Here is a 16,902-nt window from a genome sequence, read left to right on the forward strand (position 1 = left end):
GTAGAAGATAGACAACGGAGTGAAGTTGCAATGACGATCGAGCTAGGGGAAGAATGGACGCGGTGACAAAACGCTGGGAGAAGTGACACTGTCTGTTTCTTGGCTGTGTCCTGCCTCTTGAAGTTTGGTCTCGCCCGTAGGAGCCGTAGTAGACACCATTGCCGCCATCAACTGTGTTGGTGTGACGTCAAAGGGAAGATGGTGAATATCAGACTGTGGCCGACAGGCCACTTCGGCCGATCGCTGCAAATCTGCTAACGTTACTTCCAGTAGTCCCAGATCCGCCAAATTCCTGGGTAAACCAATGTCACCATAAAAGCTCAGAAGCTGTTGACGTGCCGTCGCAGCCAGGCGGTTGCCCTGAATCATTTCCTCAAGGCGCAGTTGCACCAAAATGCCATAAGCTACCTTTTCGCCGTGCAGGGTTCCATGACTTTGAAGCAAATGAGTCAGACCATTGTGAACTGCATGAGCCGCCACTGTGCGACACTGTGCTCCTCCCAATCCACCAATGACACCTGCCAGCAACACACTAGCGTCTACCACATCTCGCCAAACTGTGCTACCAGGTTCTTCAAGCGCCGCCACTGATTTTTGCAGCAACAGATCGCGCAACACTCTGGCCTGTTGCACCGCCGCAACGATCAAACTGTGTTCAGAGTGCCCACTGCTGATCGATGCTTCGTACCACTTGGCTAATGCATCGCCAATTCCTGCTACCAGCGTTCGTTGGGGAGCGGTTTGCACCAAATCGTAATCTAGAATCAGCAGGTCGGGACATTTAGCCAGTCCAACATCATAGAGAAAAGCACCTTGCTCGGAATAGACATTCGAGAGGGCTGTCCATGCTGCACAGGTAGCTGCTGAAGTGGGAATGGTGACGATCGGCAACTCCATCTGATGTGCCAATAATTTCGCCGTGTCAAGGGCTTTGCCACCACCGACGCCAATAATCACATCAGCTTGGTGATTGATTGCGGCTTGTTTTAACAGCGCCAATCTAGTTTCGCTACAGTCTGGTGCATAGGAAACCTGGTTAACTGTCAGCCCTGCCTGTTCTAGGGTTGGAACTAACAACGGACGCACCACCTCCAGTGTTCGGTCGCCCCCCACGATCAGCGGATGCTGTCCCAAACGCACCATCATCTTGCTAGCCTGGGGCAAAATTCCTGCTCCCCGTATCACTTGAGCCGGAGCAATAGTTAAGGGAGAGAATGCGATCGCAGCAGGACTAGTAAGCAAAGATGAATCCGTCATAAGTTCAACACAAAAAGCAATTAGTTATTAGATGAAAGGTCTAACAACGAGTGACGAACCACTAAAGTCTGGCTCCGTTAGATTTTAGATTAAGGTGAGGTAAAAATAACTTTACTACACTCGTCTGTACTCATTCTAATAATTCATGGAGCCGAGACTAATGAATTGGCACCTGAACCCGTATAGTTTGACACGGCAAAGGTAGCTTTATGTGCTTTGATACCAGGCTCAGCTTTGCTGCTATCTCTTGGACCTATCGACCCCATGTTCTGCACTATTCCTGCTTCACAACCTCAATTGTTTCTCCGGGGAGGCACTTTCCCTTCATAGCCAGCCGGAAAATCTGGCTGAAGACACAGGTCAGCAAGCAGATGAGTGTGTGACGATCGAAAAATCCTTGGCCAATGCAGAAAGGTGCAATTTTTACAAGGAAAAACTAGTTAAATAGAGTTAAGTTGTGTTAAGAATAATAAAACACGAAATGAACCACTTGTCTTGATGTGAATTCTGCTCGTGTAGCTGTTGTCTCTGTGAGGAATTTTCTGTGACTGTTGCTCTCCAGTTTCCCCAAGCGATTAGTGATTCGTTGATTGCCGCGTTCTTTCGTCGATCGGCTGGGGAGTGGCGCTCGGAACGCCGTTATTATACGCTGCCGGATGGCCAGACTAAAGAAATGGTCAGCGTCATCACCATTCGGTTTCTAGAGCAGGGCTGTGATGAGCTTCGTCAATTAGCTCGCCTGCATCAGCTTGAGGATGACGCTATCATGACTTGTGGAGCAGAAGTCAGTTGGAACAGTGCTGATTCTGTATCAGGCCGCAAGCAATCGAAAGGATTGACGTTGTTTGGAGCACTGGGCGAAACCCTGTTTCGCGATCGAGGATTTGCTACACCTCAACCTGTGACAGCTCAATACTATTTCACCAACCCCGATACCTTATGTTTACGGACTGAATACAAAGGCTCGGTGTTTGAGGAAGAGTTGAAGTTGGTCGGGCAGCAGTACCGCACTCGCCAGACTATCATCTCACGCGCAGGTGAGCAGCAGATGATCGGTCAATATCTGGAAAAGCGCTTAAGTTGATTGAGGGTTGCTCAAGTGGCTCAACTAGATGCACTGGTGTAAAACCGTAGGGCAAACCGCCAAAATAAGCGCGAAATGAGCAGTAACCCGATCGCCAGTAGCCCGGCTCCGGCAATCCAGCCCAATTTGGTACGATTCAGCAGGGCCTCGGCGGGAATCGTTGTTAGAAAGGCGATCGGTACAATAAACGTAAAGAAGAAGCGATATGCCGCTGGGTAGGCCGCCATTGGGAACCGCCCTGCTTCCAGCAATCCCCGGAGCACTTCGGTGACATTATAAATTTTGACAAACCAAATGCTGGTAGCTCCCAGCATAAACCATAAGCTGTAAAGGCTCAATGCTCCAAACAACAGCGGAATGAATCCGATCGCGTAGGCTACGGGGTCAAGGTTGAGGCGCGTTCCGGCGTAGCCGATGATGATTAGTCCAAATAGTAGATCGGGCAATCCCCATGGGGAAACCGTGCGCGTAGACAGCCAGAACTGCGAGCTAATGGGCTTCAACAGCACAAAATCCAGCGTTCCCAATTGCACTTGTCGCACAATTTGGTTTAGGTTGGGGGCAAGGAACGTGGCGGCAAAGCCTTGTAATAGCGTAAATATGCCCAACACAATCAGCGCTTCTTCCCAACTCCAACCTTGGAACGTGTAACCACTGCGGTAAAACAGAAATAACGCAAAGATACTGCCGACTAAATTACTTAAACTGGTCAACGTAGCTACTACAAAATTGACGCGATACTCCAATTCTGCTTCGATCGCCGTTGTCCAAAACAGCTTCAAAATATTGAGGTGTTTTTGAATCCACGTCATTTCCCATCCTCGGGCAGGAGTCTCTTCAATCTACCCTTGAATGGTACTCTGCGCGACTTGGCACGGCCACACGGTACATCGATAGAAGCCAATCAATTCTGAGCAGACTCCTCTGCCGATCGCGACGCTGCCTGTTGCCCTATATACATAGCTCGTAGCACCAAGGCTGGGTCTACCCAGTTTTCATTAAACTTCAGACCCCAGTGCAAATGCGGGCCAGTCGTGCGTCCGGTCATCCCCACTCGTCCAATGCGGGCCCCAGCGGGCAGATCTTGACCTTCCCAGATTTGAATTCCGCCCTCACGATCGATCATGTAGCGTCCTTTGCTATCTTTTTCAACATGTCCGCGCATATGGCAATAAATGTGCATCCACGCGCCCGACTCCACCACCACCGATGTGCCGCAATTACTATCATCTGAGACCTCTATAACCTTGCCGCTCCACCAATTGCGAATGTAGCTGCCTTCAGGGGCGGCCATATCCAGCCCATAGTGAAACTCGGTGGAGTAACCTCCTTCCGGAGACGAGCGATAGCCAAACGGGGATGTATAGGCCTGAAAATCTTCAACGGGAAACGAAGCTCCATACCACTCACTGGCAGCAATCTCGTTGGGCGACACTTGAGACACAGGCTGCTGCGGATCGGTTTCTCCGGCATTAATGGCTAGCAATGGTCGCTCTGCGCGTGTTGCTGTTGCAGGGGAAGCAGCGCTTGACAGCGAATCGGAATTCGGTGCTGGCTGGGCTTCAGCCGCTCGATCATGGGTTGTCAGCTGGGGAGAATCGGACTGAGACGAGCTAGTTGCTTCGGGCGTCGTCACAGAAGAGGGAATCTGCAACACATCTTCTGCTGATTCCACAGTGCGTTCCGAAACAGCGACATACTCTGACGTTGTAAGGTCAATATCCAGCGCTTTAACCATTGCATGAGCTGCTTGAAAAATGAGCAGCCCACACAAACTAGCACCGAGAAGCAAAAGGGGCTTCCTGAAAAACTTGATAGGTTTGAGCTTCATACCGGCAGCAGAGACTTCGGTTCAACATCCTCACGTTCATTCCCTCTGGTTGTCGCCGATCGCGCCTCAAACATCTAGGGGCAATGGCATCGACCGAATCGTGAACAGCAAGCAGTACAGGCGATTCCAACCAAACAAAAACTAGGCAAAGACCAGGACAGAATGAATGCACTTAATTCGTTGGTGGTATCTAGTACGCAAAATCAGGCAAGCCAGATTTTTTTCTATCTAGAGATTCTTCAATCTCTAAGAATAATCGAGACTTTCAGCAAATGAACCAAAATTTGGATTAATTTATCTAATGATTGCTCGAAAATCAACCCTAACCTATGACGGAGAAGAAGGCGATCGAGTTTCGGTAAGAGGACTGAATCAACCCCTTTGCTGTGGTTAGAACCCTGTTGGAATGTCTGCTCTGTACCTTCTACAATGGCAACGGAAATAGCCTCCAACAGCCTATGAATTTACCCGCATCGAGCCGATTACAGTTGACGCCTGATCTAAACGTTTGTCGAATTTTAAACGGCATGTGGCAAGTTTCTGGGGGGCATGGATCGATTGATCCGCAAAAAGCCATTCCTAGTATGTTTGATTACATCGATGCCGGTTTCACCACCTGGGATTTAGCCGACCACTACGGCCCCGCCGAAGATTTTGTTGGGGCGTTTCGCCAGCAGCTTGCAGCTACTCGCGGAGACGATGCTCTGTCTCAAATTCAAGCCTTTACCAAGTGGGTACCGCGTCCCGGCCGCATGACGCGCCAAGTGGTGGAAACCAACATCGATCGATCGCGCCAACGCATGAAAACCGACTGTTTGGACTTGCTGCAATTTCACTGGTGGGACTACCGTGACTCTAACTATCTTGATGCCTTGCGCCACATGAGCGATTTGCAAACCGAGGGCAAAATCAAGCATCTAGCATTAACTAACTTTGACACCGAGCATCTGCAAATTATTCTGGATCACGGCATTCCCATTGTCTCGAATCAGGTGCAATATTCCCTGATCGATCGCCGTCCGGCTGTGTCAATGGCCAAGTTTTGTCAAGAACACCATATCAAACTGTTTGCCTACGGCAGCCTCTGCGGCGGCTTGCTCTCGGAGAACTATTTGGGACAAACCGAACCGGGCCGCTGGGATCTCGAAACCGCCTCTTTGCGCAAATATAAGCAAATGATTGATGCGTGGGGCGGCTGGGCGCTGTTTCAATCCTTGCTGTCTGTCCTCAAAACGATTGCAGAAAAGCATGGCGTGTCGATCGCCAATGTTGCCGTCCGTTATGTGTTGGATCAACCCGCTGTAGGTGGTGTGATTGTAGGAACCCGTCTCGGTTTATCTCAGCACATTCAAGACACCGCTAGAGTTTTCGAGTTTGCCCTCGATGCCGACGATCATCGTTCCCTTGAGGCGATTTTTAATCAGTCGCGGGATTTATACAGACTGATTGGTGATTGTGGTGATGAATATAGAAGGTAGTGGAAGCAAGGGCAAGGAGAAAAGGTGAAGGATATATAGAGTGTTGAGCATAAAGTGATGGGCGACAAATTTAGCTGTAATCCCCATTCCTTCAACTAAATTAACAGTTCAGGGTCAGGGACGAACAGCCTTCGCCTGTACAGCAATGCTAGTCTCGTTCCGTCTAATGCATGGACAACCCCGGTTTTGGCACACCTCCGTTAGCCTTAATCCTCAAGCCCTAGCCTTCTCTTCCCTGCTTTAATTCTTCAGCCTTTGATCGTCTCTTTTCCTTCCTCCTCTCTACAAACAAGTCATGATGACGGCTGATTTCTCCAATCCGATGCTGGCCACGTTAACGCAGAGCCGCAAAGAGAATTTGACCGATCGCGTCAAAGATTTGCCAACCAGTCAATTTGTGGAATTGCTTGAGCAGATTACGCGAGAGTTTGAACATTTTCTGCAAGCGATCGAAATGATTAATACCGATTCGCTAGAGACGATGTTGGAACAAATTTTGGAGGCCTTTACGCTCAAAATTGGTCAGATTTTGCAAGCCGATCGGGCCACAATTTTCTTAGTTGATAAGGATAAAGAGCAGCTTTGGTCTAAAATTGCGCAATCTGAAAACGGCGAGCCGTTGGAGTTGCGGCTTTCGATTCATACGGGTATTGCTGGACATGTGGCCCAAACAGGCGAGTGTTTGAACATTCCCGATGCTTACACCCATCCACTATTCAACAAAGAAGTCGATCGTGAGACGGGCTACCAGACCCGCAACATTCTCTGTATGCCCATCTTCAACACCAAGGGCGATCGAGTGGTGGCGGTGGTGCAGTTGCTCAACAAGCAAGGAGACGCGGCTTTTAATGCCCAAGATGAGCAGCGCTTTCGAGAATTTGCTGATTCAATCGGCATTATTTTAGAAAGCTGTAATTCCTTTTATTTGGCGGCGCGCAATCAGCGAGGAGTGGCGGCCTTGTTGAAGGCTACGTCATATTTGGGGCAAAGCCTTGATCTGGATAAAACGCTGCAAGTGGTAATGGACGAAGCGCGGCATTTGATGCAGGCCGATCGCAGCACGTTATTTTTGGTGGATCGCGCTAAGGGCGAACTGTGGTCAAAGGTGGCCAAATCCGATGATCGCACCATGATGGAAATTCGGATTCCGGCCGATCGTGGCATTGCGGGCTATGTGGCTGCGACGGGGCAAACATTGAATATTCCTAATGCCTATGAAGATCCTCGGTTTGACTCTAATGTAGACAAACAAACCGGATACCGCACCCGCAATATTCTCTGTATGCCGGTCTATAACTCGGAAGGGCTATTAATTGGTGTGACGCAACTGATCAACAAGCACCAAGGCAGCTTCACCAGCCTGGATGAGGAATTTATGCGGGCGTTTAACATTCAGGCGGGCATTGCTCTGGAAAACGCCAAACTGTTTGAAAGTGTGCTGTTAGAAAAACAGTACCAGAAAGACATTTTACAAAGCCTTTCTGATGCGGTAATCTCCACCGATTTACAGGGCAAGATTGTCACAATCAATGACGCTGCGTTGCAGCTATTGGGATATTCTGAAGCGTCTAGCGATCGATCGCAACTTGAAACCTGGCGACAGGCATTGATTGGTCGCTATGTGTGGGACGTGATGGCGATCGACAATTTGCAGCGGCGACTAGAAGACAGTTTGAAACATGGCGCACGGCATTACGTGCCAGAGCAGACGTTAGCGGTTAAGGATTGGGGACTGGGAATTGGGGATTTTGAGCGCAGCATCAATCTCACAGTCAATCCGTTGACGAACCCAGAAGGCGGGGTGCGGGGCGGGTTGATTGTTTTGGAAGATATCAGCCAAGAAAAGCGCATGAAGGCAACGCTGTATCGCTATATGACGCCAGGTGTGGCAGAACGAGTGATGGCACTGGGGGATGATGCCTTGATGGTGGGCGAGCGCAAAGATGTCACCATTTTGTTCTCGGATATTCGTAGCTATACCTCTCTCACTGAGCGCATGAGTGCGGCGGAAGTGGTGTCGTTGCTGAATAATTATTTTGAAGCGATGGTGGAGGCGGTGTTTAACTTTGATGGCACGCTGGATAAGTTTATTGGCGATGCCCTGATGGCGGTATTTGGTGCGCCGCTGCCCTTGGAAAATCATGCGTGGATGGCAGTACAGTCTGCATTGGATATGCGTCGCCGCCTCAAGGAATTCAATCAACATCGCCAAGCGGCTGGACAATCGTTAATTCACATTGGGATTGGTCTTAGTTCCGGCGAAGTGGTTTCGGGCAATATTGGGTCACAAAAACGTATGGACTATACCGTCATTGGAGATGGTGTTGACATCAGTTCTCGCCTGGAGGGAGCCACCAAAGAATACGGCTGCGATATTATTTTGAGCGAATATACTTACCACCTCTGTAGCTCTAAAATTTGGACTCGTGAACTCGATCGCGTCCGGGTCAAGGGCAAAACTCGACCGATTTATATCTACGAACTGATTGACGATCGACAGCAGCCGATCGAGCCGAGTCATGCGGAATTTTTAGCACTATATCAGGCGGGTCGCCAAGCGTATATTGAGCGTAACTTTCGGAGAGCGCTTTACTACTTTGAAACGGCCCAGCAATTGCGACCAGACGATCGCGCCGCTGCCTTGTTTATTGATCGATCGGTGGAGTACCTGCTGACCCCGCCTCCAGACGATTGGGATGGGGTTTATAGAATGATAAGTAAATGAACGGCAAGATTGAGCGGTTTGACAATCAAAATGCGGCGTGGCTGCATTCACGTCGGAGTTGCCCTCATCCCCACCCTGTGCTCCTAGAGGAAGCAGAGAGCCAGATCGCAAGTTCCCTCGCCCTTTTGGGAGAGGATAAGGGTGAGGGGGAAGCACTCCGATTTATAGTTTGATTCAGCAATGTTCAAAATGCTTAGGCTGCTAGCAGTAACGTACACCGAATTCGTGTCAAACGTAAGGCATTGGGTTGGTCACTCGTGGGGGAACTCGGAACCGACAAGACCTCTAACCGTCCTCCCATGAATTCCAGTAGCATCTGCGTGGTCAACAGTAACAAGCCAGGGGTAGGCAGGTCGGGCGGGACATTATCTAGCAAAGCGGTTTTGGATGACGAATCCAGTGACGAGTCCAGTAATGTAGACTGCTGCTGTAGTTGTGAGAGCAGATCAACAGGCTCGTGCCAAAAGCTAGCAGGGCGTTGATCTTCAATGTAAAGGTGCAATTGTTGGGTCTCTTGGTTAACCGCAGAGGTGAGGCGAATAGTTCCCTCTGGCATTAGGGCAATGGGCAAATCCACCAAATTCAACAAACTTTGTCGAAGCCAATCGGCATCTGCCCACACAAAAATCTCGGAGTCGGGATATTCAATCTGAAGTCGAATGTTGCGGTTCCGAGCCTGCAACTGCACAAACTGTTCCAATTCCATCAAAACGTCTTGCCAGTCCAACGATCGTAAATTCAACGTTTCTGTGCCATGCATCGTTTTGGAAATTTTGATCAGTTGATCCAAAACGGCCAGCATTTTTTTGGCCGCGTGATTGGCTTGGTTGACAAATTCTCGTTCTTCTGCGGGGTCTTCTGCCAAATCTGCCAGAATCAACTGGTGCAAACTAATGACAGTGTTGATGGGCGATCGTAATTCATGGGAGGTGCGTCCCAAAAACCCCGCTTTAAACTGGGCCATCTCCCTTGCCATTTCATAGGCCAGTTGAGTACGCTGAAGCTGCTGTGTTAGAGTCTGTACCTCTGGGCTTGATAGTTCTGAGGATGGAACCTCTGGCGTTGCAGAAGCAGAAGGACTGGGTGTGGTCAAGTTTGATTGCAGGGGGCGAGATCTATGCGATCGCCCGATCGCCAATCCTAATCCCATGCCAACTGCCAATCCTGCGTTTAACAGGGCCAAGTTTGTCCAATTCATGCTACTCCTCCCGTTCCTGCTGCCATTCAGCCTTCAGCCTGTCTCCTCATTTGTTTTTTCATCCCCGTTGAGGCACGACCCGCACAATCCTGGTCTGGCGGTGCTCAATCAACATACCTGCACCAATTCATGCAACTGGGGTTATTATTCACACGATTTTGTCTAGTGCCAACAACCACACACCCATCGCCACCTATGCCAACAATCACTCAATCGGAACGATTCTATGATTTCATCGGGTTTGGGGATGAAGTCCCTGGCATCTTAGCACTAATTTCTGCGGCTAGAGAATATCGCCGTCGCTTTGGGTATGCACCTCGGAGCCTGGTGATGTTCAAAAGTAGCTCGTTGGACGGCGTGGGGGGACATTTAGTACGGGGACGGCTGGCCTATCTCGATCGCAGCAGTGTTCCTCTGGAAATTCGTCAAGCCTATGGACTGGGCGACTTTGGCGATCCTCCCGCTATTTATAAAGAATTTTTACAGCGAGTCGGGGTGGCGGTGGTGTCGATTGATCCAGCCAAAGCCAATCAAGTGTTGCGGCAAATGATGACAGAGGCGGGCGTGGATATGCTCAGCAGTGTGGCGATCGAGTCGGTACTGCGAGAGGGTCAGAAAATTGCTGGAATTAAGCTGACACGAGGCGAACTCTATCGCGGCAAACAGTTTATTGATGCTACGGTCAATGCTGAACTAGCGCAGGCGGTCGGGGTGCGAAAACTCAAGGGGTTTCAAACGTTTGGGTTGCCCAACTCGGAGCTTTCAGTGACGTTGATGTTTGAGGTTGAAGGATTGCCGATCGCTGAGTTAAAAGCGGTAGAAGCCCATTATCTGCGACGTTTCAACAATCCCTCTGATACCGAGGCTCAGCGCTATCTCAATGCAGCCGCTTGGTCAGATCCACTATTAATCAAGGAACTGCGGCAAGATTTGGGGCGACGCAATTCTAGCGGGCAATTTCTGATGATGTATCACGGCAAAGATTACATCGATGTTCCTACAAAGGCTTTATCTGTGGCTTATCACGCCTTTCGGGGCACGAAGCTATCGCTGCGAGAAAGTGCGGCCATTTTGGACAATGCCAATATTGCCATTCTGCCCAATGGCAAGCTGTCCTGGAATGCGTTGCTGTTTGATGTCACAGCCGATCAAGCAGAGGAGTTGGCGCGCAACCGAGCGAAACCCACTGCGGCAATGCTGCAAGAGATGAAATTCATTGAAACCTGGTTTAAAAGCTTGGGGGCAACCAGCGTGCGATCGGCACTGGAACTATATATCCGCCATGCCGGAAACGTGACGGGTGTGGTGGAGCCTCTCAGTGGATCTGCCATGCTGCGCGGCGGTGTACCCAATAGTGAAGCGCTGGGAACCTTTGGCTATACGTTTGATACCCGTGGCGGCATTGACGGACTGAAAGAACGGGCAAATGCACTGGGATTCTCGACGCTGCACTTCCGACCTCCCTTGTTAAACATCGGCATTCGTCATGCGTTGGTGAAAGAGGTGCCGAATTTGGCAGTGGTCAGTCCGGCTTCTGGGTTTGAGGGGTATGCTTGCTCGGCTGGTCGGATTGTGGAGTTTAACGTGGGCGTTGGGCAAGGGGTAGGGATTGCCGCCGCGATCGCCTTGATCACTGGCAGAAATTTAGCTGATATCACCAATGCCGAAGTGCGGCAGGTTCTAGCTAGCACCGGACGGCTCCCAAAAATCTATGGAGAAACCTACGTTGCAGATGCTGGTGCCCTGAGCGAGTTCGAGCAACAACTAGGATTGGGCATTGCAATTGCGTAAGATCTTTCATTCTTTTGACTACATGCAAATCGCGTTACCATAAAAGCGTTTGCCCAAACACAGTCAAACAGTCAAAACGCCGCGATGCATATCCCCTCTCGTTGATTCTACCCAAACTTAACTAAGCTCAGATATGACGACCTCTGCCACAAACATCAACGAAACGATCGCTGCCAAAACGTGGACATGGCGAAATTTTGACATCTGCTATCAAGCTCAAGGGCAGTCTGGGCCAGCCGTTGTGCTAATTCATGGCTTTGGGGCTTCCTGGGGGCATTGGCGTAAAAACATTCCCGCTTTGGCACAAACCTGCCGGGTCTATGCCATTGACCTCATTGGGTTTGGAGCATCTGCAAAACCCACCCCTGGACAGGGGGTTGACTACACATTTGAAACTTGGGGACAGCAAATTGCTGATTTTTGTCGAGACGTTGTCAATGGTCCGGCCTATCTAGTAGGCAATTCCATCGGCTGTATTGTGGCGATGCAAACAGCGGTCGATTATCCAGATACCGTTTTGGCTGTGGCCTTACTTGATTGTTCACTGCGGTTGCTGCACGATCGGCGTCGCGCTCAACTACCGTGGCATCGCCGCTTTGGCGCACCAGTTCTCCAGCAGATGTTGTCCATTCGTTGGCTGGGTCACAGTTTCTTTAGAACGATCGCGAAGCCCAAAACCGTTCGCAAGATTCTACAGCAGGCCTACGGACGCCCTGAAGCCGTAGATGACGAGTTGGTAAATCTACTGATGGGTCCGGCGGCAGACCCCGGTGCGGCAGATGTATTCATTGCCTTTACTCGCTATTCTCAGGGACCATTACCCGAAGATTTGTTAGAACAGTTACCCTGTCCAGCTATCTTGCTGTGGGGGACGGCTGATCCGTGGGAGCCGATCGCTTTAGGACAAGAATTGGCGAAGTTTGCAGCAGTACAACAATTTATTCCCCTCGAGGGAGTTGGGCATTGTCCTCAAGATGAGGCTCCAGAATTAGTCAATCCCATCTTACAAGATTGGGTGTTACAACAAGCACAATTGACAAGATAAATCAGAATCAATCAGAGCAATCCTTTATTCTTCTACCGTTGAGAATGTAGCAAGAATTTGGGTTCTCAATCGTGTTTTTCAATGTAATTGACGATACATTTTGATAATTTTTCAAATGTTTTTACGATTGGCTAAAAGCCCATCACCACAAAGATTTAATGCCTAGTCAAAACAAGATAGACGAGCATTTTTTTCAATGATTATGTGCACTCTAAACTACTCTTAATCAGCAGAGTGTATATCTTGAATTGTGTACCGTTGACAGTATGTCTTCGATCGAAATCGAGTGTGTTGCGTTAGCTGAAATTGACTGGGGCAGTTGCCGGCAATGAGGTTTAATTTCAGTCCCGATTGTTGAAGTCCTCTCATTTTTATAACTACTATGCAACCTTTCGAGCACCGCACCAAAATTGTTGCCACGATCGGGCCGGCGAGTCGATCGCCAAGTGTGTTTAAGCAAATGGTTCAAGCTGGGGTCAATGTTGCTCGGTTAAACTTCTCGCACGGCAGCTATGATGACCATGCCAGTACGATCGCGATGATTCGCAGCGTTTCCGCAGAACTGGATATGCCAGTTACAATTTTGCAAGACCTGCAAGGGCCCAAAATTCGCGTTGGAGAGATGCCAGAAGGCGGCCTGGAACTGGTGGAAAATGGGTTTTTAACGCTCGTTCCCGTTTCAGACTTTGATCACCAGCCTGATACCGTCTCGATCGATTATCCGTTTTTGGCCGAAGAGGCCATACCAGGCACCCAGGTTCTGCTGGATGATGGTCTGCTGGAATTGGTGGTCAAAGATATTCAAGGCCATGCTGTTTGTTGTCAGGTGATTAAAGGCGGACGGCTCAAAAGCCATAAGGGTGTTAATTTACCAAGCTTAAATCTGCGGTTGCCTTCTATGACCGAGAAAGATCAACAGGATCTAGCGTTTGGTTTGTCTCAAGGCGTAGACTGGATTTCCCTCAGCTTTGTGCGTCGTGGTGAGGATATTCGCACCTTGCGCGCTTTACTGGCAGAGCATGGTAAGTCTAACATCCCAGTTTTGGCAAAGATTGAAAAGCCACAGGCGATCGAGAATTTAGAGGAGATTTTGTCAGAATGTGATGGCATGATGGTGGCTCGAGGTGACTTGGGAGTTGAGCTACCACCGGAAAAAGTACCGATGTTGCAAAAACACATTATTCGTCGCTGCAACCAAGTTGGTATTCCGGTGATTACAGCGACGCAAATGCTAGAGAGCATGATCCAAAATCCTCGCCCTACTCGAGCAGAAGCCAGCGATGTAGCCAATGCGATTGTTGATGGAACTGATGCCGTGATGCTATCGGGTGAATCGGCGGTTGGAGCCTATCCCATTCAAGCTGTTGCAATTATGGCGCGCATTGCGGCTGAGGTAGAAAAAGGCATTCAATTTGACAATAATCCTCCTGCTAAAACCGATGAGACTCATGCCCTCAGTGAAGCCTTAAATGCGATCGATCACATTTTAGATCTACGCTATATTGTGGCGTTTACCAGCACAGGTTACACAGCCCGATTAGCCGCAGCAGAACGGCCAAATGCACCCGTTATTGCTATCACACCCAATCTCAGCGTGTACCATCGATTGAATCTAGGTTGGGGAATTAAACCCATTCTGATTGAAGAAGAAGTGGATACCTTCGAGGAGGTAATTCAGCAAACCGAGCGCTGTTTACTAGAACGATATTTAGCTGCGCCGGGCGATCGAATTTTAATCATGGGAGGAATCCCCATGAAAACAGCGGGGGGAACCAACTTTCTCAAAATTCATACCATTGGCGATGAACGATAGCGTTCAGGGACGCACTACAACGGGCGTACCCATTTGTACAATTTCAAACAGTGCTTGAATATCCTGGTCATACATGCGGATACAACCGTGGGAGGCCGCCTGTCCAACTGTTTCCGCATCGGGCGTGCCGTGAAAGCCAATGTAGTTTGTGCCATCTGTCCAAAAACCAATCCAGCGCGAACCCAACGGATTGCCCGCACCTGGCGGAACTAATTCACCCGTGAAGGGATGTTCCCACGTAGGATTACTCAGCATCTGAATGACCTCGAATTCGCCAGTGGGTGTTTCCCAGCCGCTGCGCCCGATCGCTATTGGATAGCTGGTGATAACTTGCTCTCGGTCATATACATATACCCGGCGCTCGCTTAACCGAATCACCAATTGAATTGCCCGTTCATTAGGGGTGGGTAGGAAAGGCTCTGGCTCGCCCAACGGAGGCAATGCAGGAATGGTTACAGCCACTGTAGACGATCTTGTAGCTGGATTTGCTTGGGCAGGTGCTGCTTGAAATACTTGGAATAACGGTAGCCCAACCACAAACAACGCCGCAAGTGCTGCATCCGATCGCCAATTGAAAGCCCAACCCTGGTTTGTCATGCTGTCACACCTTTTCACCAACTCAAGCATTCTCACCAAAGCCCTATCACGAATGCAAGTCTTTTTACCACAAGCCTTGTTACTAACTTAAGCAATTTACTACTTAAACAGGTGCGATAACGCTAAAGAAAAATTAGCGAATTGTGTAGATAGTGTGAACGCCGCCGCCAAACTACACAGTAACCCCACCTCAACTCCCGACTTCCGACTTCCAACTCCCTATTAGATAGAGTGTAGAATGAATCGCTGTAGCCAAGTTACACCGTGAGAGCACGGTAAAAACTCTATCTTTAGACTTTACTTTTAGTACCTTTACGGACATGGGGTGCGATCGAGCGAATTAGGATGAGAAGGCTGTGATTTCTAGTTTTAAGAAATCTTGGTCAAACTCTGACAATACAAGGGATTCGTACACAATGTCTTTGCAACATAAACTTCTGGCAAGCACAACCTTGTTAGCTGTGTTTGGCGTTGGATGTGCTCACTCGGCGAGTGCGTCCCCGCTTCCAACTGAAAGCGACCAATTTTTTAGCCAAGTTACATCAGTAAGCAACACCGCCAACACAACCAATACAATTGATATAACCACGCGAATGGCGGGAAGAGTTATCAGCGTATTTGGTGAAGAATATGTGCGTGTGCGCTTAGATAATGGTGAAACTCGCCTAGTACCAATCCGCAATGATGCCTTTGCCACCCGGCGCATTATTCCCGGCTCTAGCGTAATTGTCACGATGCGGGGAAATCGGATTGTGAATGTTGCACGAGCCTCAGAAGCAGACTTAATTGCCCTAGAAGAAGAACAACGTAGACAGGAAACGGCTGTGCGACCCACAACGCCTGAAACGATCGTGCAAACTGAACGAATTGAGCAGGAACAAGTGGTTGAACAACCGGTGATTGAGCAACGTCGCCCTGTATTCACGCAACAACCCCAAGTAACACCTGCACCGCAGCCTGTACGCCCTGTGCGCGCTATGTGGTAATCCCAATGTCTGGAATCTGAATACAAGTACCTGGGGTCACTCTCACTCGGATGACGAACATGACTTGACTTGACGCCGTTGCCTATCTGCGGCCAACGGTAGTGAAGTGACTTGGGGGTGTCGTTGCGTACCAGCCTCTGCCCTGATTTGGGTGGGGGCAATCAGCCGATCGTCCCTACCCAGTCCTTTAATTTGCTTGACTTAATTTGCTTCACTACGATCGAAGGCTAACGAAACCTGACTGCCGCCAATGTCGCGCATCGTCTTGAGTACTTGACTTACTTGGCTAAATCTCAGCCCCCGATCGGCTTTTAACAGCACCATTCCTTGTGGATTTTCGGAAAGAAACTGTTGTATCTGTTGGGTGAGTTGTGTAGTCGTCACAGGCTGATTGTTGATTAGAATTTCGTTCTCGGCATTGAGACCCACTACCAACGTGACTGTGGCTTCGGTTTCTTCTGCCGGAACGCCTCCCGCTCCATCGGTTTCAGGTAAACGGACATTCGCTAATTGCTGTCCCCGTAAAGTCATCGAAACAATGATAAAAAATGTCAGAACGGTCATTAGCACGTCCATCATCGGCACCAAATTGACTTCTGGCAAATCAGATCCTTGCTGACGATGTTTGAAGCGCATGTCGTGTGTTCCTTCTTCTAGCGGAATTACAAGCTTAATGGTTCACTTATTCATCGATCGCCAACGATACACGATTACCACCAATATCCTTCATGACTCCTAGCTGTTGAACAACTTGCTCATAGGGAACGTTTGGATCGGCTTGCAGGACAACAATACCAGTTCTATAAGTTTCTAAATAGCGTTGCATTGCCTGGGTAAGCTGAGCATTGGTAACAGGCTGATCCTCGAGTGCAATTCCCTGCAATGTCAATGTCACTACAAGCGGATCGGGCGTGTCAGTGGGGGGTGGCGTGGCGGCATCCGGAGCACCAGGTAGCTGTACCTCCACACCTTGTTGCGTTGTTAGCATCATTGTCACCATGACAAAAAACGCCAGGATTCCCATCATCACATTTAGCATGGGAATCAAGTTAATTTCAGGCAGTGCAGCCTGTTGTGGACGCTGTTTAAATCGCATT

At 49.3% G+C, this 16,902-nt stretch carries 14 protein-coding genes; 7 read left to right on the forward strand and 7 right to left on the reverse strand.

The window, feature by feature from the left end:
- Nucleotides 1-42: 42 nt before the first annotated feature.
- On the reverse strand, nucleotides 43-1,257 hold the full coding sequence (locus tag OXH18_RS06650) for an iron-containing alcohol dehydrogenase family protein (RefSeq protein WP_268611676.1): 1,215 nt from the start codon (nucleotides 1,255-1,257) through the stop codon (nucleotides 43-45).
- A 544-nt stretch (nucleotides 1,258-1,801) separates the two neighbouring features.
- Between OXH18_RS06650 and OXH18_RS06655 the strand changes: the two genes are divergently transcribed.
- Nucleotides 1,802-2,341: a phycobiliprotein lyase gene (locus tag OXH18_RS06655; protein WP_268611678.1), complete on the forward strand. Its 540-nt coding sequence runs from the start codon at nucleotides 1,802-1,804 to the stop codon at nucleotides 2,339-2,341.
- A 20-nt stretch (nucleotides 2,342-2,361) separates the two neighbouring features.
- Here the strand turns inward: OXH18_RS06655 and OXH18_RS06660 are convergent, their stop codons facing one another.
- Together OXH18_RS06660 and OXH18_RS06665 are read right to left on the reverse strand one after the other, a co-directional pair.
- On the reverse strand, nucleotides 2,362-3,153 hold the full coding sequence (locus OXH18_RS06660; protein ID WP_390904352.1) for an ABC transporter permease: 792 nt from the start codon (nucleotides 3,151-3,153) through the stop codon (nucleotides 2,362-2,364).
- Nucleotides 3,154-3,245: 92 nt separating this feature from the next.
- Complete coding sequence (locus tag OXH18_RS06665; RefSeq protein ID WP_390904385.1) at nucleotides 3,246-3,827, reverse strand: M23 family metallopeptidase; 582 nt, start codon at nucleotides 3,825-3,827, stop codon at nucleotides 3,246-3,248.
- 803 nt (nucleotides 3,828-4,630) lie between these two features.
- On the opposite strand from OXH18_RS06665, the gene OXH18_RS06670 reads away from it, so the two are divergent.
- Nucleotides 4,631-5,650 carry an aldo/keto reductase gene (locus OXH18_RS06670; RefSeq protein ID WP_268611679.1) on the forward strand — a complete coding sequence of 340 codons (1,020 nt, stop codon included), beginning with the start codon at nucleotides 4,631-4,633 and terminating at the stop codon, nucleotides 5,648-5,650.
- A 298-nt stretch (nucleotides 5,651-5,948) separates the two neighbouring features.
- Complete coding sequence (locus OXH18_RS06675) at nucleotides 5,949-8,375, forward strand: GAF domain-containing protein (RefSeq protein ID WP_315874682.1); 2,427 nt, start codon at nucleotides 5,949-5,951, stop codon at nucleotides 8,373-8,375.
- 193 nt (nucleotides 8,376-8,568) lie between these two features.
- On the opposite strand, the gene OXH18_RS06680 is transcribed toward OXH18_RS06675, so the two are convergent.
- Nucleotides 8,569-9,573, reverse strand: a complete 1,005-nt coding sequence (locus OXH18_RS06680) for a sensor histidine kinase (protein WP_268611682.1) — start codon at nucleotides 9,571-9,573, stop codon at nucleotides 8,569-8,571.
- 195 nt (nucleotides 9,574-9,768) lie between these two features.
- On the opposite strand from OXH18_RS06680, the gene OXH18_RS06685 reads away from it, so the two are divergent.
- The 3 genes from OXH18_RS06685 to pyk all read left to right on the forward strand — a co-directional run bounded on the left by OXH18_RS06685 (nucleotide 9,769) and on the right by pyk (nucleotide 14,222).
- Nucleotides 9,769-11,364 (forward strand): FAD-dependent oxidoreductase, encoded by a 1,596-nt coding sequence (locus tag OXH18_RS06685; RefSeq protein ID WP_268611684.1) that lies wholly within the window; start codon nucleotides 9,769-9,771, stop codon nucleotides 11,362-11,364.
- Between the two features lie 133 nt (nucleotides 11,365-11,497).
- Nucleotides 11,498-12,409: an alpha/beta fold hydrolase gene (locus tag OXH18_RS06690; protein ID WP_268611685.1), complete on the forward strand. Its 912-nt coding sequence runs from the start codon at nucleotides 11,498-11,500 to the stop codon at nucleotides 12,407-12,409.
- Nucleotides 12,410-12,791: 382 nt separating this feature from the next.
- Nucleotides 12,792-14,222, forward strand: coding sequence for a pyruvate kinase (gene pyk / locus OXH18_RS06695; RefSeq protein WP_268611686.1), 1,431 nt, complete (start codon nucleotides 12,792-12,794; stop codon nucleotides 14,220-14,222).
- Nucleotides 14,223-14,225: 3 nt separating this feature from the next.
- On the opposite strand, the gene OXH18_RS06700 is transcribed toward pyk, so the two are convergent.
- Complete coding sequence (locus tag OXH18_RS06700; RefSeq protein WP_268611687.1) at nucleotides 14,226-14,819, reverse strand: L,D-transpeptidase; 594 nt, start codon at nucleotides 14,817-14,819, stop codon at nucleotides 14,226-14,228.
- Between the two features lie 416 nt (nucleotides 14,820-15,235).
- On the opposite strand from OXH18_RS06700, the gene OXH18_RS06705 reads away from it, so the two are divergent.
- Entirely contained in the window at nucleotides 15,236-15,805 is a 570-nt protein-coding gene (locus tag OXH18_RS06705) for a S1 domain-containing protein (RefSeq protein ID WP_268611688.1), read from the forward strand.
- 201 nt (nucleotides 15,806-16,006) lie between these two features.
- Here OXH18_RS06705 and OXH18_RS06710 read toward each other — a convergent pair whose 3' ends face one another.
- The gene (locus OXH18_RS06710; protein WP_268611689.1) at nucleotides 16,007-16,441 is read right to left on the reverse strand and encodes an ExbD/TolR family protein; all 435 of its coding nucleotides are present in this window, start codon (nucleotides 16,439-16,441) and stop codon (nucleotides 16,007-16,009) included.
- Nucleotides 16,442-16,487: 46 nt separating this feature from the next.
- Nucleotides 16,488-16,901 (reverse strand): ExbD/TolR family protein, encoded by a 414-nt coding sequence (locus OXH18_RS06715; protein WP_268611690.1) that lies wholly within the window; start codon nucleotides 16,899-16,901, stop codon nucleotides 16,488-16,490.
- Between the last annotated feature and the right edge of the window lies 1 nt (nucleotide 16,902).

It is taken from the genome of Thermocoleostomius sinensis A174 (genome assembly GCF_026802175.1).
Classification (GTDB): domain Bacteria; phylum Cyanobacteriota; class Cyanobacteriia; order Elainellales; family Elainellaceae; genus Thermocoleostomius; species Thermocoleostomius sinensis.